19 protein-coding genes are annotated in these 22,294 nt (G+C 58.6%); 10 read left to right on the forward strand and 9 right to left on the reverse strand.

The genetic code is table 11. The features are described from left to right. Positions 1 to 143 precede the first annotated feature (143 nt). Positions 144 to 1,037 (forward strand): LysR family transcriptional regulator, encoded by an 894-nt coding sequence (locus AB7933_RS12295; protein ID WP_024074511.1) that lies wholly within the window; start codon positions 144 to 146, stop codon positions 1,035 to 1,037. A gap of 491 nt (positions 1,038 to 1,528) precedes the next feature. Here the strand turns inward: AB7933_RS12295 and AB7933_RS12300 are convergent, their stop codons facing one another. The 3 genes from AB7933_RS12300 to AB7933_RS12310 are packed head-to-tail and all read right to left on the reverse strand — an operon-like array spanning position 1,529 to position 4,560. Further along, positions 1,529 to 2,626 (reverse strand): DNA alkylation repair protein, encoded by a 1,098-nt coding sequence (locus AB7933_RS12300; RefSeq protein WP_024074512.1) that lies wholly within the window; start codon positions 2,624 to 2,626, stop codon positions 1,529 to 1,531. An 18-nt stretch (positions 2,627 to 2,644) separates the two neighbouring features. Continuing rightward, complete coding sequence (locus AB7933_RS12305) at positions 2,645 to 3,991, reverse strand: glutamine synthetase family protein (RefSeq protein WP_024074513.1); 1,347 nt, start codon at positions 3,989 to 3,991, stop codon at positions 2,645 to 2,647. Positions 3,992 to 4,002: 11 nt separating this feature from the next. Then, on the reverse strand, positions 4,003 to 4,560 hold the full coding sequence (locus tag AB7933_RS12310) for a helix-turn-helix domain-containing protein (RefSeq protein ID WP_041160891.1): 558 nt from the start codon (positions 4,558 to 4,560) through the stop codon (positions 4,003 to 4,005). Positions 4,561 to 4,748: 188 nt separating this feature from the next. Between AB7933_RS12310 and AB7933_RS12315 the strand changes: the two genes are divergently transcribed. Continuing rightward, a complete protein-coding gene (locus AB7933_RS12315) occupies positions 4,749 to 5,057 on the forward strand; it encodes an RcnB family protein (RefSeq protein ID WP_024074515.1) in 309 nt (102 codons plus the stop codon). Positions 5,058 to 5,144: 87 nt separating this feature from the next. Then, positions 5,145 to 6,338, forward strand: a complete 1,194-nt coding sequence (locus AB7933_RS12320) for an MFS transporter (protein WP_024074516.1) — start codon at positions 5,145 to 5,147, stop codon at positions 6,336 to 6,338. Here AB7933_RS12320 and AB7933_RS12325 read toward each other — a convergent pair. From AB7933_RS12325 to AB7933_RS12345, 5 genes are all read right to left on the reverse strand, one after another. Continuing rightward, positions 6,301 to 6,573, reverse strand: coding sequence for a DUF1652 domain-containing protein (locus tag AB7933_RS12325; protein ID WP_024074517.1), 273 nt, complete (start codon positions 6,571 to 6,573; stop codon positions 6,301 to 6,303). The genes AB7933_RS12320 and AB7933_RS12325 overlap by 38 nt on opposite strands. A 131-nt stretch (positions 6,574 to 6,704) precedes the next feature. Further along, the gene (locus AB7933_RS12330; RefSeq protein ID WP_024074518.1) at positions 6,705 to 8,201 is read right to left on the reverse strand and encodes a PAS domain S-box protein; all 1,497 of its coding nucleotides are present in this window, start codon (positions 8,199 to 8,201) and stop codon (positions 6,705 to 6,707) included. A 302-nt stretch (positions 8,202 to 8,503) separates the two neighbouring features. Next, on the reverse strand, positions 8,504 to 9,673 hold the full coding sequence (locus AB7933_RS12335; RefSeq protein WP_172831351.1) for a hypothetical protein: 1,170 nt from the start codon (positions 9,671 to 9,673) through the stop codon (positions 8,504 to 8,506). Between the two features lie 14 nt (positions 9,674 to 9,687). Then, positions 9,688 to 10,575: a nitrilase family protein gene (locus tag AB7933_RS12340; RefSeq protein ID WP_024074520.1), complete on the reverse strand. Its 888-nt coding sequence runs from the start codon at positions 10,573 to 10,575 to the stop codon at positions 9,688 to 9,690. Between the two features lie 115 nt (positions 10,576 to 10,690). After that, entirely contained in the window at positions 10,691 to 12,640 is a 1,950-nt protein-coding gene (locus AB7933_RS12345) for a flavin monoamine oxidase family protein (protein WP_024074521.1), read from the reverse strand. Between the two features lie 425 nt (positions 12,641 to 13,065). Here AB7933_RS12345 and AB7933_RS12350 point away from each other — a divergent pair, with 425 nt between their 5' ends. The 7 genes from AB7933_RS12350 to AB7933_RS12380 all read left to right on the forward strand — a co-directional run bounded on the left by AB7933_RS12350 (position 13,066) and on the right by AB7933_RS12380 (position 21,266). Beyond that, entirely contained in the window at positions 13,066 to 13,317 is a 252-nt protein-coding gene (locus AB7933_RS12350; RefSeq protein ID WP_024074522.1) for a hypothetical protein, read from the forward strand. A 384-nt stretch (positions 13,318 to 13,701) separates the two neighbouring features. Next, entirely contained in the window at positions 13,702 to 14,046 is a 345-nt protein-coding gene (locus AB7933_RS12355) for an FKBP-type peptidyl-prolyl cis-trans isomerase (RefSeq protein WP_024074523.1), read from the forward strand. 6 nt (positions 14,047 to 14,052) lie between these two features. Beyond that, positions 14,053 to 14,658 carry a GNAT family N-acetyltransferase gene (locus AB7933_RS12360; protein ID WP_024074524.1) on the forward strand — a complete coding sequence of 202 codons (606 nt, stop codon included), beginning with the start codon at positions 14,053 to 14,055 and terminating at the stop codon, positions 14,656 to 14,658. Between the two features lie 781 nt (positions 14,659 to 15,439). Beyond that, positions 15,440 to 16,156, forward strand: coding sequence for an MgtC/SapB family protein (locus AB7933_RS12365; protein ID WP_024074525.1), 717 nt, complete (start codon positions 15,440 to 15,442; stop codon positions 16,154 to 16,156). Between the two features lie 304 nt (positions 16,157 to 16,460). Beyond that, positions 16,461 to 17,087, forward strand: a complete 627-nt coding sequence (locus AB7933_RS12370; RefSeq protein WP_024074526.1) for a response regulator transcription factor — start codon at positions 16,461 to 16,463, stop codon at positions 17,085 to 17,087. A 1-nt stretch (position 17,088) separates the two neighbouring features. Further along, positions 17,089 to 20,706 carry a transporter substrate-binding domain-containing protein gene (locus AB7933_RS12375; RefSeq protein WP_024074527.1) on the forward strand — a complete coding sequence of 1,206 codons (3,618 nt, stop codon included), beginning with the start codon at positions 17,089 to 17,091 and terminating at the stop codon, positions 20,704 to 20,706. Positions 20,707 to 20,843: 137 nt separating this feature from the next. Beyond that, on the forward strand, positions 20,844 to 21,266 hold the full coding sequence (locus AB7933_RS12380) for a hypothetical protein (protein ID WP_024074528.1): 423 nt from the start codon (positions 20,844 to 20,846) through the stop codon (positions 21,264 to 21,266). Here the strand turns inward: AB7933_RS12380 and dkgB are convergent. Continuing rightward, on the reverse strand, positions 21,263 to 22,081 hold the full coding sequence (gene dkgB / locus AB7933_RS12385; RefSeq protein ID WP_024074529.1) for a 2,5-didehydrogluconate reductase DkgB: 819 nt from the start codon (positions 22,079 to 22,081) through the stop codon (positions 21,263 to 21,265). The two genes, AB7933_RS12380 and dkgB, sit on opposite strands and share 4 nt — an antisense overlap. Positions 22,082 to 22,294 lie beyond the last annotated feature (213 nt).

Here is a 22,294-nt window from a genome sequence, read left to right on the forward strand (position 1 = left end):
AGTTTTCGTCTTAAAAATGTTAGTTTTTACCCAGCTGCTGTGCGTTTTTAAACAGCGCTGCCGGTAGGCGCCAGCCCCTTTGGCGAACGAGCTTGTTGTGGCGAGGCTTAAGTCATTATTTATGCCCAAGGGAGAAAGGCGACATGTTCGACTGGAATGACCTGCGGTATTTCCTGGAGTTGCAGCGCAGCGGCCGCCTGCTGACTGCCGCACAGCGCCTGAAAACTACCCACGCCACGGTGGCGCGGCATATCGAGGCCATCGAGAAAAGCCTGGGTACGGCGTTGTTTGTGCAGCACGCCCAGGGCTACGAGCTGACGCCTGCTGGCGAAGCCTTGCTCAAGCACGCCGAAGCCATGGAAAACGTCGCGCTGCTGGCCGAAGACGAACTCACCCACAGCGCCGCCCCGCTAGGCAAGATCCGCCTGGGCGTGGCCGAGGGCCTGGGCGTGATGTTCCTCGCCAGCCGCATGGGCGGGCTGTTCGAGCGCTACCCAGGGTTGGAAGTCGAGCTGGTGGCGGTGCCGCGCTTTGTCAGCATTCTCAACCGCGAAGCGGAAATCAGTATTCACCTCGAACGCCCCAGCGTCGACCAACTGGTAACGCGCAAGCTCACCGACTACCGCCTGGCCCTCTACGCCAGCCGCGCCTACCTGGCGCGCACGCCACCGATTGAAAAACGCGAAGACCTCGCGGCCCATTCATGGATCGATTACGTCGACGACCTGCTGTTCAGCCAGGAATTGAAGTTCCTTAGCAGTTTCTGCCGTAACCCCAAGGTGGTGTTCCACAGCACCAGCGTGATCGCCCAGCACCAGGCGGCACGCTCGGGGTTGGGGATTGCCGTGTTGCCGTGCTTCATGGCCGCCGGCGACCCCGACCTGGTGTCGTTGCTGCCGGGGGAGGGGATTCAGCGCAGCTACTGGATCAGCTCGCGCAGGGAGTTGCACAAGTCGGTGCGGCTGCGGGTGTTGTGGGATTACGTGGTGGAGTTGTGCGCGCGGGAGCAGCCGCTGCTGCTCGGCGAATCCAACTGAAGAAACCGGATCAACAATGTGGGAGGCTCCGCTAAATCTCCAACTTGGCGCTGTCGCGCAGCAAACTGGAACTCCTGTGGCGAGCGGGCTTGTTGTGGCTAGTAGGCTTGTTGTGGCGAGCGGGCTTGCCCTAATGCCGTCAGTTAAGCGTACATCGCCTTCTGTAGGAGCGAGCTTGCTCGCGAAAAACGTCAACGATAACGCGTGTTTCCTGAGTGAACGCGGCGCCTGTGAGTTCTTCGCGAGCAAGCTCGCTCCTACAAAAAAGCCTTAACTGAACGGCATTAGGGCTTGCCCCGCGTTGGGCTGCGAAGCAGCCCCAAGAGCAGCCGCCCCGGCAATATCTGATACACCGCATTCTGCTTTATTGGGGCTGCTTCGCAGCCCAACGCGGGGCAAGCCCGCTCGCCACAACAAGCCCGTTCGCCACAAAAATTCGGTCATGGGCAAGCCCCCCTCCCACTTTGATGGGTGGCGTTGGTTGAATCGAGTCAATCGCGCAATACGAATTCCGCACTGCCCAATCGCTCCCCATTCACCAGCACATGCACCTTATGCCTGCCAGGGTAGTGCTTGCGCGTGGTCAGTTCGCGGATGTGCTGCTCGCGGCTGATGCGTTGATGTTCACCCGCCGCCAGCGTGAAGGCCTTGAGCTTGAACACCTTGGCCGCGCTGTGGCCGGCGCTTTTGACATAGTCGATGGCGTAGTCCACCACCAGCTTTTGCGCGGTGGCGGCGGTGGACTCCAGGCTGAACGACAGGTTGATGCGCTCGCCCAGTTTGATGACCGCCGGGGAGACGTTCAAATGATGAATCTTCACCTCGGCCTTGGCCCCTGCGCCCATGATCGTCAGTGCCCGGGTGTTGCCTTGCTTGATCAGGCTGCGCAGTGCATGGCGGGCAATCCAGGCGGTGTGGGGGTTGTCGAGGTTCCAGCCTTCAATCAGGCTGAGCACCCAGTCCGGGTGGTCCTTGGTGATGTCGTTGAGATGGTTGGCCACGGACTTGCGCACGTAGAGGCTGCTGTCGGCCTTGAGGTTGTCTAGGATCGACGCGCACAGCTCGGGGTTGGCCTGCACTTCGGCCAGGCGAAACGACCAGGGCAGGCGTGGCCGCGAGCCCTCGCTGGCGAGGCGACGTACGTGTTCGTTGGTATCCCGCGACCACTGTTGCATCACCGCCAGGGTGCGGTGGAAATCGTGCAACAGGAAGTGCCGGATGGCGAATTCGGCCGAACCGAACGTGGTGAAGTATTTGAGCGCGGCCATGGAGCGCTTGAAGTCATCCCGGCCGTAACTCGCCACGTAGTGCGGCAGGAACAGGCTGACAAACCCGCTGTTCAGGCGCGGCGCCAAGGCGTAGAGCAATTTCAGGGTCTGCGGGTAATCCAGCGCGATTACCGCGTGCAGGCTCTCGCTGACCCGCGCCATGCGCTGCATCACCGACAACTCGGCCAACCCGGCCTTCGCATGCTTGAGGAAACCCTTGGCGTCGAACGCCGGATACACCGCGCTCATTTCGGTGGCGATGTGTTGCAGGCGTTCGACGTTGAAGATTTCCTTGAGGGCCGGGGCGCTTTGGTCGGTCATCGGTGATTCCTGTGGGGGTTAGAGAAACCAGCGGTACTCCCGCGCGTTGATCTCTTGCTGAAACGCCAAGTGATCCTGACGCTTGTTTTCGCAGTACACGTCGACAAATTCCGCCCCCAGCTTATCGCGTACCACGGGGTGATGTTGCATGGCGCGCACGGCGTCGAGCATTTCCAGGGGGAAGTCGGCGCCGCTGGTGCGGTCCTCGTTCAGCGGTGTGATGGGTTCGCGCTTGGCCTCCAGCCCATGTTCCAGCCCGGCCAGGATCGCCGCCAGCACCAGGTACGGGTTGGCATCGGCGCTGGCCAGGCGGTGTTCGATGCGCAGGTTGCGTGGGTCGGACTCGGGAATGCGCACGCACGCATCGCGGTCTTCAAAGCCCCAGCTCGCACGGGTTGCCGCGTTGACCGTACCGCCCAGGCGGCGAAAGGCGTTGTGGTTCGGTGAGAATATCGGCATGCAGTGCGGCAGTAACTCCAGGCAGCCGGCAACGGCATGGCGCAGGGGTTGCTGCTGGTGCGCCGCGAGCAAGTTATTGCCGGCGCCGTCATAGAGGCTGACATGCACATGCATGCCGCTGCCGGGAAATTGCAGGTAGGGCTTGGCCATGAAGCTGGCGCGGTAGCCATGCTTGAGCGCGACGCCACGGGTGCTGCGGCAGAACAGGGCGGCCCAGTCGGCGGCACGCAGGCCATCGTCCAAGTGGCCGAAGTTGATCTCGAACTGGCCAGGGCCGAGTTCGGCGGTGATCACCGTGATGTCGATGCCCTGGTCCTTGGCGGTTTGCGCCATATCGTCGAGCACTTGCGAGAAACGGGACAGCCGTTCGATATGCAGGTTGGGCTGGTCATCGGCGTCGTCGCTCAACGGGTCACGGGCATATTGCGGCAGGCCATTGTCGAGCTTGCGGTCGAACAGGTAGAACTCCAGCTCAAACGCGACCACCGGGTGAATGCCTTTGTGGTGCAGACGCTCCAGCACCTTGGCCAACACTTCCCGAGGCTCGAATTCGATGGGCGCCTCGGTGCCGTCCGAGGTGATCAGCATCTGCCCCAGGGGCTGGCTCTCCCAGCTCACTGGCTTGAGCGTGCCTGGCACCAGGCGGCGGTTGGCGTCGGGGTCGCCGTCGTTGAAGCAGTAGTCGCCGATCTTGAACAGCCCGCCCTGAGTTCCCAGCAGCACGGCATTTTGCGGCAGTTTCAATGGGCCGCCGGCGGCGACTTTTTCCAGCATCTCCACCGGGTAGCGCTTGCCGTAGAAATGCCCGGGGATGTCCAGGGCGATCAGGTCGACGTAACGCACGTCGGGATGGTTCTGGCGAAAGGTCCGTACTTCGGCCAGTAACGTGGAGGCATGGCTTTTCACGGGTGTTGCTCCTAGTTGTAGACCCACAGCACGCGGGCGGGCAGATCGGTCAGGTTGGCATAGCGACAATGGGCGTAACTGGCCAGGTGGAAGCTGTCGCCGGGGCCCAGGGTCACCGATTCGGCTTCGCCTTCCACCCACAGCGTCAACTCGCCTTCCAGTACAAAACCGGCCTGCTCGGCGCGGTCGCTCATGCTCTGTTCGCCGCTGTTGGCGCCGGGGGCCAGCAGGCTGTCGAGCATCGAGAACGCGCCGTTCATGCTGGGCGAGACGAGGATGTCGGTGATGCCGTTGGCGTAATACACCGTGCGCCGCTCATTCGGGCGGGTCACCCAGTCCACGGCCTTGGGTTTGGGCCGGCTGTAGAAGTAAGTGGTTGGCACATCGAGGGCGTGGCTGATGGCGGTCAGATCCGCCACGGTCGGGCGCGACAGGCCACGCTCAACCTGGGACAGGAAGCCCACCGAACGCTCGATTTTTCGCGCCAATTGGGCGAGGGTGAGCTTCTTGTGCTTACGCAGGTCGTGGATCAGCGCAGCCAGGGTGGCGAGTTCTTCTTGTTGGCTCATGAAATTTATGTCGAATAATTTCATGAAAAATTACAGGATTAATTTCACGCAGGCAATGCCCATGCAGTCGGAGCCGTGTTTGTTCGCCCTCGACGGCGCCAGGAGTTCGTGCTGCTCACTTCTGGCTGAATGATTCCCCGTGCCTGCGGTCGGAACCTGGGTACGCGTCATTCATTGAAGGAGCACCCATGAAGTCCAGAACACTCGCTGCTTGCCTGCTGGTCGCCGCCAGCCTGTCCACCGCCAGCTTTGTCGTGCAGGCTGGAGATACCCCGCAGGAAACTGTGCAGCCGTCCAACATCAACACCCGCGACTTGAAAGAGGGCGACCGCGCTCCGGATATCCTGATGCGCAAGGAGTCGGCCGTCAGCGACTGGAAAAAGCGCGGCCTCAAGCAACCCGAAGAAGACAGCCAGTGGGCACGGGTGGGTGACAAGTTCGTGCTGCTCAAAACCACCAACGGCACCATTCTCGAGATCACCCCAGTCAAGAAATAAGCCGGTGGCAGCACCTGCTTTTTTCGAGATTCCTGGGTTAAGGTAACCGGCTGAAATGGTCGCGTTACCTTTAAGGAAAAGAGCAGGATGCTTGCCACAATAAGAAACTACCCCCGCACCGTGAACCTGCTGCTGTCGGCTACCTTGATGCTGACGCTGGCCAAAGCCATCACCTTCCCCTACCTCGTGATCTACCTGACCAGCCACTTTGCACTGGACATCAGCCAGGTCGGCCTGGTCATCGGCAGTTCGCTGATTGTCGGTTCGCTGCTCAGCGTCTATGGCGGGTTTCTGGTCGATCGCATCAACAGCTATCGGCTGTTGCTCGGGTTGAGCGTGCTATTTGCGCTGGGCTTTGTCGGCACGGTACTCGCGCAGAATATCTGGACGTTCTACAGCTGCCTGATCCTGATCAACCTTGCTTATGCGGTGATCGACATTGCCGTCAAGGCCGGTTTCGCCAGCCTGTTGCCGGAAGAGGCGCGCAGTGAAGTGTTTTCCATCAAGTACACCCTGACCAATATCGGCTATGCGGTGGGGCCGTGGTTTGGCGCGATGGTGGCCAAGCTGGATATCAGCCTGCCGTTCATTCTGTCGGCCCTGTTGGGGGTGGGGTTTTTCCTGCTGTACTGGCGCTGGGGTGATCGCTCACTGGCTACCGCCGATGCGATGCAAAAACCGGTGTCATTCCTGGCCGTTGGCGGCGTGCTGCTGCGCGACCATCGCCTGGTGTGTTTCACCCTGGGCGGCCTGCTCAGTGCGGTGGTGTTCGGCCAGTTCACCGCGTACCTGTCGCAGTACCTGGTGACCACCACCACGGCGGAATATACCTACACCGTGATCAGCGCCGTACTCACCACCAATGCCGTGCTGGTGATTGCCTTGCAATATGTGATCGGCCGACGTATTTCCCACCGTCACCTGAGCCGCTGGCTGATCTTCGGCCTGAGCATGTTCATGCTGGGCTTGATCGGTTTCGCGCTGTCCACCAGCGTGTGGTGGTGGGTGCTGGCGATGGCGGTGTTCACCATTGGGGAAATCATCGTGTTCCCGGCCGAGTATATGTTTATCGATCGGATTGCCCCGGACCACCTGCGGGGCATGTACTACGGTGCGCAGAACCTGTCGAACCTCGGTGCCGCCCTGGGGCCGGTATTGTGTGGGCTGGTGCTGGCCAGCCTGCCGGCACACTACATGTTCTACATGCTCGGTGCGTTTATCGTCGCGGGCGGGGTGTTCTATTTCATTGGTTCGTCGTTGAAGGCAAGTCATCGATCATGAGCTTGCCCATGTTGTTGCTTTGCAGTTCGTAGCGCAGCTCTTCGACCATCTTTTCCACTTCTTGTGGGGTCTGCAGCCGATTGGTGTTGATGCCGGTCACGACCAGGTCGACCCGACCGGTTTGAGCGTCGTAGACCTTGAGGGTCAGCGATGCGTCCCGGCACAGTGTGAATTCGCAGGTCAGCGGCGCCAGGCCTTCTTCGATGCAATTTCGCAGTTGAGAGAGGGTGAACATGTGGGTTCCTTCAAGGGGGTCGTTTTGCGACTGCACAGGTTCAAAGACCTGTGCTCACCCTGGAAGGTTAAGGACTGCAACGACACGCGATAAGGCGAATTCGCACTAGCCTCACTAGTGCATTTGCACTTTTAGCGCTTGTTCTTGACCCGCATTTCTCCGGCAAACAACCCGCGTTCACGGGCCCAGACGATGGCTGCACTACGGCTGTGCACCCCCAGCTTGGAGTACACCGTCGCCACATGGTTACGCACGGTATTCGGCGCCAGTTTAAGGCGTGAGGCGATCTCCTTGTCGGCCAGGCCTTCGCAGATCAATCCGAGCACATCGCGCTCGCGGGCAGTGAGGTCGGTGAAGGTAACGTTTGGCAGGTTGGGGCTGTTGACGCTCTTGGCATTGGCCAGTTTTTCGATCAGGGTCTGGCTGAACCAGGAAGCGTCCTGCATCACTTCTTCGATGGCCGCCACCAGTTCCAGCTCCGAGCGTTTACGTTCGGTGATGTTCATCAACACCATCAGGTAGCAGGGCACGTCCTGGATGATCACGGTGTCGGCGGAGACTACGCAGTCGATCACCTCATCGCCTTTCTTGCGCACCTTCAGGTCCAGCCCATCGAGGTTGCCGGCTTTTTCCAAGGTAGTGAACAGCTGCGCGCAGGCCTGGGCGCTGTCGATAAAGTCGATGTCTTCGATGGCCTTGCCGATCAACTCTTCACTGATGTAGCCCGTGATGTTCATGAACGCCTCGTTGATATCCACCACCTGGCGGTTGGCGGCGCTGCATACCAGGGTGGGCACCGGGGTCAGTCGAAACGACTTGGCGAAGCGTTCTTCACTCTGGCGCAGGGCGATTTCCGCCTTGCGTCGTGGCTCCAGGTCGGTGAAGGAAAACAGCATGCAGTCTTCCTCATTCATGTCCAACGGCTGGCCAGCGACGATCACCAACTTGCTGCCGCCTTCGGGCAGGCGCAGTTCGGCTTGCATCTGCGGGATGGTCGCCCCTTCGCTCAGGCGTTGGATGGCCAGGTCCTTGCGCTCGGCCTGTTCCAGCACATCCAGTTCATACACCGAGCGGCCGATCACCTGGTCGCGGTTGTAGCCGGTCATCTCCAGGAACCCCTGATTGACCTTGATATAGCGCAGGTCGCTCAGGCGGCAGATTACGGCGGGCGCCGGGTTGGCGTTGAAGGTTTTCTCGAAGCGTTGTTCGGCGCTGGCCCATTCGGTGGCATCGCTGAGGATCAGCACCAGCAACTCCGGCTCCCCGCGCGCGTCGGTCAGCACCAGGCTGCGCAGGCGGTGCACCCAACTGCGGTGGTCGTCGTCGAGGGGCGTGACTTCCACCACCACATCACTGAACTCTTCACCGGCTGCCACACGGCTCAGCGGGTAGCTGTCCAGCGGCAGCGGGTGGTTGTTGCGATAACGCAGGGCGAAGCGCTTGGCGTACTGCTCGGTGTTGGCGCCCAGCGCCAGGACGTCGCTGACACCGTGCATGGTCAGCGCGGCTTCATTGGCCCAGAGGATGGTCTGGTCGACCTCGGCCAGTATCACACCGTCGGACAGACCGGAAATGATCTGCTGCAGTTGGCGGCGGTTGGTTTCTTTGGCTAAGACGTCCTGGCTCATGGTTTCTCCGTGGTTGGCGATCCGTGTCCCGGGCGGGGGAGGGGCGCATGGGAAGTACGACACTCGGGCTTAAAGATAGTGCAGATCAATTGCCCGTCACGGAGTGCGAATGCACTAGAGGGGGTGGTGCATTTTTGCGAGGACGACGTGCACGCTGTTCGCCAGGCTCAAATGATCAATTGCGCGGAAAGGATCGAGCAGGACCTTCGGCAATGTGGTCGGTAAAGGTCTGTCGGTTGCTGACAGGGGGGATCTACGCCATTTCAGGGGAGGGGGGTGTAGAACCCCCTCACCACTCAAGCTTATGTGATTAATTTACCGATCAGAGGCACAACCAATAGCGTACTGATCGCCATTGAAATTACATTGCCGATATAGGGGTGAAAGTGTCCAGGTAACCGCTGGGTGATAGCACACGCCAACGGCGGTGCGATTAACGCACCCAGTGTTGCACTTAAGGCAATCACGGCGCCGCTACCGCCGTGGGTCAATACTGCTGCAGGCACCACCGAGACCAGTGGAACGTAAGTCGGATACCAGCCTTGCTTGATCCATTGATGCCTCCATATCACTACACCCAGCGCTGACGTCAGAGCCTGCGCGGCGACCATGTGCAACACCAGTCCCGATCCGTACGCCGGGCTCATGGGGTTCAGGGCATAGGCCAGCAACACTCCCGCCAACAGACCAAGACTGGCAAGTTCATTCCCAAAGAATGGTGCTTCGGAGAAGTCTGCTAGTACTCGGCGCAGACTCCATACGACACCATAAGTGGGTGGACTGGTCGGCAATGGTTTGGTTGGGGCGACGTAATCCGAGCGCACTATTGAGGGGGCTCGGCGAAGCAGCATGAACGCGATGACGCTGCCCACCGCCATGCCCAGCACATTACCGATGACCACCGGCAAGCCGAGTGGCACGCATACAAAGTTGACGATCAACAAGCACATCGGCGTAACCAGCAATGCCCCAAGCACCGCGGCGTTGAGTGTGACCTTCCAGCCACCGCCAAACATCAGCACCATCGCTGCCGGCAACGAAACGAATGCTGCAAACGTCGGTTGCCATGTTTCTGCCGTGATGCTCCAACCCCATAGCAGATTGCTCAACAGCAGCCCTAACAGGGAGCTGGTCACAAGCCAAGGCCACAATCCAGTGCCATAGGAAATGGGAAAACCCTGCCAGGCTTTATTGCGCTTGCTCGCCCACCAAGCCAGGTAAGCACCGCCTAATAGACCAAGTGAAGCAAGTTCATGCTTGTAGAAGGCAACCTCGCTGATATCTCCCAGCACCCAGCGCAGCCAGGCTGCTGGATGCGGCAAGCTGACGACCATCTCATCGTATCCAGGCCATGACCCCCGATAACTGAATACAACCCATATCACCAACAGAATGCTGGTCAACGCGAGGCTAAGGACTGTTATATCCGTCCACGAACGGGGGCGAGCTGTCTTGGTAAATGAAGTTTCCATGACGTCCCCTCTGATCAGCGCGGCAGGGCTGGGTGTCGGGAATACCCGAGCATCTGATCGTATAAGTCATTGCGCCGGTCCCGTTGCAGGTCATTGAGGCTGTTCCATATAGGGGCGCTACGGGCACTCGTGAGGTCAATGTCGGCAAACAGAATTTCCTGCCGATTGGCCGAAGCTACGGCGCCAATCGGCCAACCGTTGGTTCCAGCAATCAACGAGCATCCGAGGTAACGAGCATCCCGTTCTTCACCGATGCGGCTGGCTGCGGCGATAAACACGTTGTTTACATGGGCTGCAGTCATGGTCAGGTACGACGCCATGCATTTGCCTGCCTCGTCAAAAAGCGGTGGTGGCGTCCACACCCAGTTGTTCAGGCTGCAAATGATATCGGCGCCCTGTTGGCTGAGAATTCGCGGCACCTCCGGGAACCAGATATCCCAACAAATCAGCAGACCGATTCGGCCGATCGGGGTTTCAAATACCGGAAAGCCTGTATCGCCAGGAGTGAACCAAAGCTTTTCCAGGTTCCACAAATGTGCTTTCCGATATTTGCCTATGAATCCGTCGGGTCCCAACAGCACGGCAGTGTTGAACAACTGCACCCCTTCAATCTCACTCAGGCCTGCCACCAGATAAACCTGATGCCTGCATGCAAAATCAATCCACGCCCGCACGCTTGGCCCGTCCGGTATCGCTTCAGCGTGATCGAATGCGTCTTTGCGACTGCAGAAAAAATACCCGCAGTTGGAGAGTTCGGGCAGAACGATCAGGTTGGCGCCACCGTTCACTGCTTCGTTTGCTAGTTCGAGGCTCTGACGCAGGTTTTCGGCTCTATTGAAAACGCCGACTTGCGGAGCAAATTGAATAACAGCAACGCGGGTAGGGCTTGTCGGTTCTTGCATGGGGGTGACCTCTTATTATGCAACCGGGATGGTTGAATGTTTATAAGAAGTGATGAAGTGTTTAAATGGAAGTCAGATGATTCCTGTCGTGATGTAGTCTGATTCTGTTGAGTCTTTAATTTTTATTTATATACTCGGGGTAATCTTGCATAGTGAAATCGCCGTTGAAGTTTGCGTGGGTTTTGTTGCAAATATTTATCACTGTGTCTATAGCGCCTCTGAAGCATGGCTCTGTCCAGCCCGCGTCAACGGAAAATGACTCGCCGCAAAGATACAGTCCCGACGTGTATGAAAAGTCCCTGTTGTATTTCATAAGGCTGACAGCGTCATAATACGTGCCCGCACGATAGAGTTTTGCGCAACCCAAGGAGTGCTTGTCTTTCATCCAGCGTTGAACAAGTGCTTGTTTGTGCCCTATGTAGGGAGATATTCGTTCTTTTATGTTTGTTGATTTCAGGAGGATTCTGTCAAGTTCTTTTATGCATTTTTCGACGAGTTCGTTGTCGCTGAATGAAGACAATTTTGTGGCGTCATCTTCCCATGTGTAGCTGAGAAGTATGCAATCATAGGTGCTGTTTTCGTTGTAGCGGTAAGTGTATACGTCATGTATGAAACTGTCGGTAACTATCGCTTGTGGGATGTTTTTGTTATTTGATAGGAACGTTTTTTTGAGGGGGGCGTAGACCTTGCAACTGGTCTCCCAGTGCGCGGTTTTGTACGCTGCAATAATTTCAAATGGAAGCATGTCCTGATTGAAGTTTTCAAGAAGAATCTGCGTCTCTATTATCCATGAAGGTAGCGTCATTACCACTGAGTCGAAGTCGATAAAATATGAGTTTGTGATTTTTGATTGAATGGGATGCCAGGTGTAGTGAACTCGGATTTGCCCGTTTTTTAGTTTTTCCAGTTTCGTTACTGAACTGCTGGTGAGTAATCCGGATTCTCGTTTTATCAAGTGTTCGTATAGAGACTCCTGGGTTTCGGTCGGTTTTATAAATAGTAAAGACTCTGCCAAAGATGCAAGGCCTATATAATGTGGCTTATTGAATTTTAGTCCTTTTGAGTCGACAACTTCAGGAGCATTCAAATAGGGGGACGGTATAGGCGTGCCATCGGGATTTACACGCCCATGAATTAATTGGAGATGACTGCTGAATCCGAATATGGCTGTGCGTATCGGATAAAGAGAACATATGTCATAGAATGCTCCCCAGCTACCGTCACCGATTCCGATAGAGTAAAAAATTGCTGATTCTTCTGCCGTCATTCCCATACCTCCAAAATTACCAGGATCGTTAGCGTTCCAAGCGTTAATCGTTGGTGTTTTGACAAGGTCGCGAAATGTAATGCCTTCGTATCTCTTTACGATAGCTGCCCAATAGTCTTCCCACTTGTCAGTGCCGTAGTAGTGGGCGATTGTTGATGTCATGTGCTCGGCGAATGCCGTCCATTTTGCGAAGACAACCCCTAAGGTCTTGCCTGGGGGTGGTGTTCTTCCATCCGTGTTTTTCCAGATCAGCATTATGGGTTGATCGTTGTCATCTATGCATCCTTCTTGGAGGTAGATTCCAGTTGATCGGACCCATGGACTACCAGGGTTCGGGAAATTTGAGTGGGCCAGTTCGAACTCATTTGCGTAATACGCCATAAGCGAGCGCCCATCTTTTGGTTGTTCATTTGATTTGTTGAAGAAAGGCATTCTCATTGCACCCATTTCAAATGGGGGTCTGCCAAGGGTGTTGGTGTTGTTGCTTCCAAGTGCCGTAAGGTGTCTTCCGCCAATACGCGTTGATTTTTCAATCAGGGTGATATGGGTGAACCCGCACCTGTGTAATTCTCGTGCGGTTGTTAGGCCTGTAATTCCTGCGCCTATCACACAGATTTTATGACGGGGCTCTGTTGCTTGTGCCACTCCGTTTTTTTGTTCTAATAGAGTGCGGTAGTCAAAACACAGATCTGGCGGGTTTGGAAAGGTTGCCGTCCACTTACTTTTGGAAGAGCGTTTTTTTCTATGGAGTTTTGTGGCGATGTCTGCAGGGTAATTGAAGTCTGATCCGATAGTCATTTTGGTATTGTCCATTAATAATTGATTGGCTTTTTACAGCGTGAACGTGATTTTGCGGGGCGGGAATAGGCAGGTTGTAATTTTTGGCTAAGGAAGGTCGCGTTGTTTTGTAGGTGAAAACTACTTGATCTGAAAGTCTCGGTCGGGAAGCAAAGCCATGAGTGGGATTTACACCTTGTTATGAGGGGCTGGACCAACATGCCATTCAATTAAGGGTAGTTGGCGTGACATGCTCCTGATAGTAAGCCTCCTTGCCACAACGGAATGTGTTCGACACGTTATTATCAATTAACGTAGTCGCTCACGACGCTACGTATCTGAAAACCAACTGGTATGGACCTGTGAACTCTGACAGTAGGCAAGCCCTTACACCCACCGTAGGCTGGTGCATGTGTCCACCGCATAGATGAGTAAGGAGCCTGGCCATGACAAAAAATGAGTTTAGCGTTCATCTTGAGGAAAAAATGGCTGCTGCCCGTAAGCGAATCTCGCCCAAGATGACCAAGTCAGACCGCATGGATTCGGGCAGGGTGGCGTTTTTGACCGCGTTGAAACATGTGGTCGATGGGGCCGGCAGTCCAGAGGACCTGGGGACCCTCGATGCCGTCAATGATGTACTGCAGGACCTGGGGGTGCTGGCAAAGTCGAAGACCTTTTTGGCCATGCTCGAGCCTTGAGGAGGGGAGTGCCTGGTGTCGTGAAGGGCGCATTGCCACGCTATCTGTCTAACACCGAATAACCTCTGTCGCTCTCCATGTTGATGCCTCTTTCATCAACATGGAGCCAGTGCCATGAGCACGTTCAACCCATCGACCCGCGTCTTCGTTCAGTGAAGTCGAGGGTTACCTGAGCGCGATCGGCCCACAGTTGTTCGAGCAGGCTGCATCGCTGTTGCCGAAGCAGCCCGCCCGCGTGGGGCCGCTGCATTTACAGCGCGTGAATGTATCCACGGGAGACCTTGCTGGTGCATCGTTCGCGCAGTGGCCGGCTGGCGATCAGCCTTGCCAAACGCGTTTGATTCTGGGAAAACCCCAGCCTTTGCGCATTCAACGAGAGCCTCCATGAGCGACGACACCCTCCAAGTCACCGATATCCGCCCAGGCACCGGCAAGGCCGTGGTCAAGGGCGCGCTGATCACCACCCAATACACTGGCACCCTGGTCGATGGCACGGTGTTCGATTCGTCCTTGGCGCGCGGCAAGCCGTTCCAGTGCGTGATTGGCACCGGGCGGGTGATCAAGGGCTGGGACCAGGGCCTGATGGGCATGCAGGTGGGGGGCGTGCGCCAGTTGTTCGTGCCGGCGCACCTGGCCTACGGCGAGCGCTCGATGGGCGCGCATATCAAACCCCATAGCGATTTGCGCTTTGAGATTGAATTGCTGGAAGTACTGACGCGCGATGATTGAAAGGCCATGAACTGGGACGTTGATCCACAGGCGTTACCGGGTTGCTCCATCGAGGGCATTCGGGTGGTTGAATTGCGGGGCCGCGATGAGGCTGAACTGCAACGGTTTTTTGCGCAGGCGCCGGATTACTTCCTGGCGGTCAACGGTGAACCGGCCACGCCCAACGAGGCCCGCGAGGAACTGCAGGGCCAGTTGCCGCCAGGCTGGCGCTGCCGCCGGATGTACTGGCTGGGCTACCGTGATGGGCAAGGCCAACTCGTCGCCGTGGTCAATATCGCCGCGGACCTGCTCGCGTTGGGCGTGTGGCATATCGGCTTGCTGCTGGTGGACTCGCGCCTGCACGGCACAGGGCTGGCGCAGCGGCTGCATGTGGATCTTGAGGCATGGGCGGTGACACAGGGCGCCGAGTGGCTACGGCTGACCGTGGTACTTGGCAATGCCAAGGCTGAGCGCTTCTGGCCCAAGCTGGGGTACGTGACGGTGCGGACTCGGGAGGGGATCAGGATGGGGCGCCAGGTGAACCGCGTGGCGATCCAGGTGAAGGCGCTGGCCGGTGGGCAGGTCGATGATTACTTGAGGCGCGTGGCGCGGGACCGGGCCGATGCGCAGTAGCCATGGTTGTCCACTCTTCCATTGTGGGAGCGGGCTTTGGGGAGGGTTGAAAATCGCTTCCTGAACCCGTCCTGAAGAATATTCTTATTCCCCATGCGGAAAATTTCCTACGGTTTACTCTCCTGTAATCGGCGCGTAAGCTTCGCGCGTTTTCATCAATAGCGGAGACCCTCAGTGGGTACTTGTTCGAGTGACAGTTGTCAGCCGGTCTCGGTAACCGGCCCATACTTGGCAAGGTAACGCGCATTTTCCAGATGCCGTTGTCTCGCCACCTAGCGAGAAGCGGCATCCCGGCAGTAGCCAGTCCTGGCGCCTGCCTGATCCCTCTCATCGACGCTGACCTGCACCTGAGTTGACTCGGGGTGCTACGGACGCGCCTGCCTGTTACGGCAGGCGGGCCCCGCCGGCTATGCCTGTCTGACAGGCGTGGCGCGGATGGGCAGTACCTGCATGACGGTTTTTTCCTCAAGCAGGAGTCACACCATGAACCTCACTCTGTTGAAAGCGTTTTTCGCCGGCTTCCTGCGAGACCCGGCATATCGCCCGGCACTTCCGTCGCCTGGCATTACAGGCGCTGCCGTCGCTGTACGTTGTGTTCCTGCCGCTGATTCTGCTGGCGTATAGGGGCCTGGCCCCGGCAGTAAAGGGGGGCCGCATCCGTAAGTTTGGCTGGCAGTAACACGCTGTATCGACCACCCCTGGCCCTTGTGGGGGACGGCTGACGGGCCTTCACCGGGAGCAGCGGTGGTTTCAATTTGCTCAGGCATTCATGGAGTTTTTTATGCAGGCAATCAACAACATCAACCTCAATTCCCTGATCGATACCCTGGTCAGCCTCACCGCCGCGTTTATCCTCGGTGGGCTGATCGGCTTCGAGCGCCAATATCGCCAGCGTACGGCGGGTTTACGCACCAATGTGCTGGTGGCGGTGGGCGCAGCGATATTTGTCGACATGGCCAACCGCCTGGGCGGCGCGGAGGGCGCGGTGCGAGTGGTCGCGTACGTGGTATCGGGTATCGGCTTTCTGGGTGCCGGCGTGATCATGCGCGAAGAAGGCAATGTGCGCGGGCTCAACACCGCCGCCACGCTTTGGGCCTCGGCGGCGGTGGGGGCATGTGCCGGCGCCGACCTGATCCTCGAAGCGCTGCTGGGGACGCTGTTTGTACTGGCGGCCAACACGTTGCTGCGCCCGATCGTGAACAACATCAACCGCCAGCCGTTGGACGTGGTGTCGGCGGAGGTGACCAATATCCTCTATGTCATTGCGCGGCGTAGCCAGCAGCAGGCAGTCATGGTTTTGCTGGAGGCCGAATTGGCGCGCTGCAACTACCCGGCCAGCGACGTCGACGTCCGGCCGTTCGGCAGCGACGAAGTGGAAATCGAGGCCACGCTGGTGGCCACCTCGGTAGACGGCGACGAGCTGGATGCCCTGGTTGCGCGCATTTCCACCTCGACGCTGGTGGTACAGGCCTTCTGGAGCCCGAGTACCACTGACTGACCCCCCGCCAGGCATAGCCAGGCCCACGGGGCTATGCTTTTTTGTGAGGAAAAGTCCTACATTCAGTCAGGAGTATCCCTTCAAATAATACGCCACCTCATTGCTAAGGTTGCGCGCTTGCGGCTGGCCGGCGGCAAAGGTACGGCTTTATAGGGTCAAGGTGTTTTTCAATTGAAGGGACCAGGCACTGCCTGGCTGGCGTCCTGAGGGGAAAGGCAGTACCGCTTGTCGGAACTGTCATTTCTCACAGGTACCCGAGTCCCGTGTGATGTGTCAGCGTACTTTGTCCTCCCAGGGGAGTTATATGAGTAAAGCGTTAATTGTCGATGATCATCCATTTATCCGGGCCACGGTCCGGTATCTGTTGAAGCAGGAAGGCTTTACTGAGATCGATGAGGCGGGCAACGGTGCAGATGCTGTGCAGAAGGCCAGGGAAGGGCGCCCGGATCTGGTGATCCTCGACCTGGCAATGCCGAAGCTGGGCGGGCTGGAGGTGATCGCTCGGATCAAGGCGCTTGGCCTGCCGTGCAAGATCCTTGTGCTGACCTCCTACCTGGCGGTGTTTTTTTCCACCCGCTGCATGCGCGCCGGGGCCATGGGGTTTGTCGCCAAGACCGGCGAGCTGGACGAACTGCAGAAGGCTATCAAGGCGGTGATGTCCAACTACAGCTGCTTCCCCAGCTTGCCCACCAGTTCGGTACGGCGCGATGATTTGCAATCTACCGAGCAAGCCATGGTGGAGGCGCTCTCGGATCGTGAGTTGACGGTGTTGCAGAAACTGGCCCTGGGCCTGGGCAACAAGGAAATCGCCGAAGACATGCTGCTGAGCCACAAGACCATAAGCACCTACAAGACGCGTCTCAAGGAGAAACTGCGTATGTCATCGGTGGTGCATCTGTCCAAATTTGCCCAGCGCAATCATCTGATTTGAAATGATCGCCTCCGCGTTTGCCCGACTCGCGGCCATTCTGTTGGCGGCCCTTTTGCCCCTGTTCGCGGTGGCCCTGGATGAAGCGCACCCGTTGCGGCTGCTGGGCCACTCCCACCTTGAAAACCCCGGCGTTGAGCTGGACGAAGCCGATTGGCGCTGGCTGCGCGAGCGGCGCAGCGTGTTGATGGGCGTCTCCGCGCCGGACTACGCGCCGTTCGACCTGAGCAACAATAATGACGAGCTTGAGGGGATTACCGCCGATTATGCGGCGCTGGTGGCCCAGGCGCTGAATATCACCGTCGAGGTACGGCGCTATGACACGCGCGATGAGGTGATCGAAGCCCTTAAGCAAGGCCAGGTGGATTTCCTCGGTTCGGCCAATGGTTACGAGGCCGCAGACCCGCAACTGGTGCTGTCGCGCTCCTATGCCAATGATCAGCCGACCCTGGTCACGCGTACCGGGGACAGCCAGGCCCTGAGTGCCGACCTGGCCGGCAAGCGCGTGGCCATGCTCTATCACTACATGCAGCCCGCCGCCGTGCAGGCGTTTTACCCTCGGGCCCACCTGCAGCTGTTTGCCTCGACCTTCGAAGCCATTGGCGCCGTAGCCTTCGAGCAAGCGGATGTGTACCTGGGCGATGCCATCAGCACCCGGTATCTGATCAGCAAGAACCACCTCAACAATGTGCGCATGGCGGATTTTTCCGCCCTGGAGGTCAACCCGTTCGCGTTTGCCGTGGCCAGGGGCGATGATCGATTGCTGCGCATCCTCAATGCGGCACTGGCGACCATCCCCGTCAACACGCAACTGGAGATCCTGCGCCGCTGGAGTGCGGGCAGCAGTGGTTTCCTGGAGGCCGACCGGCTGCGCCTGAGCCGGGGTGAGCAACGCTGGCTGGAGAAACATCCCCGAGTGAAAGTCGCGGTGCTCGACAAGTTCCTGCCCCTGTCGTTTTTCAATGCCAAGGGCGAATTCGAGGGGTTGAGCGCCGAAGTGCTGTCGCGGATCAGCCTGCGCACCGGCTTGAAATTCGATGTGGTGAAAGGCAGTTCGCTGCCTCGCCAGATCGACGCGGCCAGCATGGGCGACGTGGATATGATCGCGGTGATCACCCCCAGCAATGAGCGCGCCGAAAAGGTCCGTTTTACCCGACCTTACCTGACCAATCCCTATGTGCTGGTCAGCCGTCTTGATGGAAAAAGCCCGCTCACCCTGGAGGACATGGCTGGAAAACGCCTGGCCTTTATCGGAGGCAATACGCTGGGCGAGCGTATTGCCCGCGACTTCCCGCGCGTCGAGTTCGTCGACACCGAGAACCCTGAACAAGCCATGGCGATGGTGGCCAGCGGCGCCGCCGACGCGACCGTGCTGTCATTGATCAGCGCGCGCTACATGATCGCGCGCTATTACCGCGACCGCCTGCGGGTGACCAGCACGGTCGGCGCCGAACCGGCACGCATCACCTTTGGCGTGAACCGTAGCCAGTTGGAGCTGTACTCGATCCTCGACAAGGCGTTGTTGAGCATCACGCCCGAGGAAATGGACGAACTGACCAACCATTGGCGCAGTGAAGTGATCATCGAAGACAGCTATTGGCTGCGCCATCGCAATGCAATCATCCAGGGGTTCGGGCTGGCCGCATTGTTGTTGCTGGTCACCCTGGGCTGGGCCATGTACCTGCGCAATCTGATTCGCAAGCGGGTCCAGGCCGAACGGGCGTTGAGCGACCAGATGCGCTTTATGAGTGTATTGATCGACGGTACGCCCCATCCGATTTATGTGCGCGATCGCCAGGGGCGGTTGATGGCCTGCAATAACGCCTACCTCGAGGTATTCGGCTTCAAGCTGGAAGACGTGATCGGCAAGACCGTGGTGGAAACCGATACGGGTAACCGGCCGCAAGCCCAGTCCTATCATGACGATTACCTGCGGCTGATGGCGCGGGGCGAGCCGCAGATTCATGACCGCATACTCCGGGTGCCCAGTGGTGAGGTCCTGACCATTTATCAATGGATGTTGCCGTATCGTGATGGCGACGACCATGTGGTGGGCATGATCGCCGGCTGGGTGGACGTGAGCGAACGCCAGCGCCTGCTCGGCCAGTTGCAGGAAGCCAAGGACGAAGCCGACGCCGCCAACCGCGCCAAGACCACCTTCCTGGCAACGATGAGCCATGAGATCCGCACGCCGATGAACGCAGTGATCGGCATGATCGAGCTGGCTCTGAAAAACGCTGAGCAGGGCCGGGCCGACCGTGATGCGCTGGAGGTGGCGTCGGTGGCGTCGCGCGGCATGTTGGAGTTGATTGGCGACATTCTCGATATTGCCCGCATCGAGTCCGGCCATCTGTCCCTGGACCAGGCACCGGCCAACCTGCATGAGTTGCTGGCGTCGGTGGCGCGGGTGTTCGAAGGGCTGGCGCGAGCCAAGGGCCTGGCGTTGAAAGTGGAGCTCGATCCGGCGCTCGATCGCCCGGTGCTGATCGACCCGCTGCGCTTCAAGCAGGTGGTGTCGAACCTGTTGAGCAATGCCATCAAGTTCACCGCCCAAGGCCAGGTGCAGCTCGGCGCTCAAGGGCTGTTAGCGGGCGAGCAACTGACCCTCAAACTCTGGGTGCAGGACACCGGTATCGGTATCAGTGCCGAAGACCAGCAGCGCTTGTTCAACCCGTTTATCCAAGGTAGCAACACTGAGCAATCGGCGCGCAGCGGGTCTGGCCTGGGGTTGGTGATCAGCCGTAACTTGTGCGAAATGATGGGGGGGCAATTGCACTTGACCAGCGTGCTGGGGCAGGGCACACGGGTGGATGTGAGCCTGCCACTGGTCACCACCGACGCCATGCCGGCCCCGGGGTTGGCACCCGCCGCGCACCTGCCGCCGGCGTGTGCCTTGAGCATCCTGGTGGTGGATGACTACCCGGCCAATCGCGTGCTGCTGACTCGGCAATTGAGTTTCCTCGGGCATCGCATTACCACGGCGGAAGACGGCGTACAGGGGCTTGCGCTGTGGCAGACCGGTCACTTCGACGGAGTGATCACCGATTGCAATATGCCCCTGAAGGACGGTTACACTTTGGCGCGGGATATTCGTGCGCAAGAGCGTGAGCGTGGGTTGGTGCCGTGCCTGCTGCTGGGGTTTACCGCCAATGCCCAGCCTGAGGAGGTCGAGCGTTGTCGCCAGGCGGGCATGGACGGATGCCTGTTCAAGCCCACCGGCCTGGAAGATCTGCGCGCGGCGTTGGCCGTGCGCAGCGCCAGCTTTTCCCCGCCGGAGGCTGAACCCCTGTTTGATCTGAGCGCGCTGATCGCCTTGACGGGCGATGATCACGCCGCCCTGAAAGAGCTATTGATACCGTTAATCGAGAGTTTGGAAACCGATCGTGCACGGTTGTCGTCCCTGCAGCACCAGGCTGACTTTTCCGGGCTGCACGACCTTGCGCACCGCGCCAAGGGTGGCGCGCGGATGGTCAAGGCACAGGCGCTGATCGAGGTCTGCGAGACGCTGGAGAGGGTGTGTGAGCAGCGCGATCACACTGCACTGGAGGCGGCGACGCAAGCGGTCGGGGAAGCGATCGGTGATTTGCATCAGCATCTGAGCCGTTATTGCAATCAGCCTTGACTGGGGTTGAGTGCCACTCGGTGGGTTTGGGAGAAATCCTACGTGAAGAGGGAATATGCCTGATTTTGTCTTCGGGATATGTCTGGAAAATGGGCGGCGCTCACTGACGAGCACTGACTGCCTCCCAGGGGTTCGCCATGCCGAATAAAGCACTGACTATCCTGATTGCCGATGAACAGCACCTGCAACGCCTATACATCGAAAAAATGCTCAATCAGCTGGGGTACCACCGGATCGTTCCGGTGCAGACCTTCGAAGAAGTCAAGATTCTCACCGCCATTCCGGCCGAGCCCTTTGATGTGCTGATCATCAATGCGGGGCTGGCGGCCCATGCCAGCGAGCCGCAACCCCAGGTACGCCATGTGCTGGTCTACGACCACCAGGACCTGGGCCAACCGACCGGCGCCACACCGGCGGTGCTGGTTCGCCTGCCCGGCGTGCCGGACCCCATCAACCTTGAACATTTCATGGACATCATTGATCCACCCGAGGCCACTACGGGCCTTCGGGTATTGCCGTGGCTGCGGGAGTTGTCCCGCGTGCCGGTGGCTGGGGTCTAGTCCCACTTCGGTGCGATGCCCTTGGGGCTGGTCAGGCGATGGCCGCGCTCCAGCCCAGCAATCTGTGCCATGTCGGCATCGCTCAAGGTCAGCTCCAGGGCCTTGAGGTTGCTCTCCAGATTGGCGCGCTTGGTCGACGATGGGATCACTGCATAGCCGCTCTGCATGGCCCACGCCAGGGTTACTTGCGCCGGGGTCGCATGGTGGCGTTCGGCGATCTGCTGGATCACCGGGTCTTTCAGCACCTCGCCGTAGGCCAGGGTCATGTAGGAGGTGAGCGGGATACCCTGGGCTGTCGCGAACGCCACCACCTTGCGGTTTTGCAGGTAGGGGTGCAGTTCAATTTGATTGGTGGCGATGTTGTCGGCGCCGACCGCCGCGATGGCCTGCTTCATCAAGTCGATGGTGAAGTTGGAAATCCCGATCTGGCGTGTCAGGCCCAGGCGCTTGGCTTCCAGCAACTGGCCCATGAATTCGGCGACGGGTACCTGGTCTTCCGGCGATGGCCAGTGGATCAATGTCAGGTCCAGATAATCGGTCTTGAGCTTGCGCAGGCTCTCCTGGAGGCTCGGGATCAACTGGCCTTCGGCGAAATTGGCGATCCAGATCTTGCTGGTGAGGAACAGCTCTTCACGGGGGATGCCGCTGTTGGCGATCGCCTGGCCGACGTCGGCTTCGTTTTCGTAGATTTGCGCGGTGTCGATGGCGCGATAGCCCAGTTCAAGGCCGGTGCTGACCGAGTCGATCACCACCTGGCCTTGCAGGCGGAAGGTGCCGAGGCCGAAGGCGGGTACGGTGTGCGTGGGGATAGACATCAGTGACTCCTGAAGGGGGTAAACAATGGCGCCGAGTATCCGCCCGTCGTTCCTTCGGAAAAACCGTTGAATCCGAAAAGGAGTCTTGACTGCAAGTCACGAATGCAGCATTTCCGGTTGATGGGTGGGCAAGGGCGTGAGCCGTGGCCCTGGGCGACAAGCGTGGGCGGCGTTGCTGCGCACGCTGGATCGGCTGTCGCCGGGCTACCGCGA

Source organism: Pseudomonas gorinensis (assembly GCF_042015035.1).
Taxonomy (GTDB): Bacteria; Pseudomonadota; Gammaproteobacteria; order Pseudomonadales; family Pseudomonadaceae; genus Aquipseudomonas; species Aquipseudomonas gorinensis.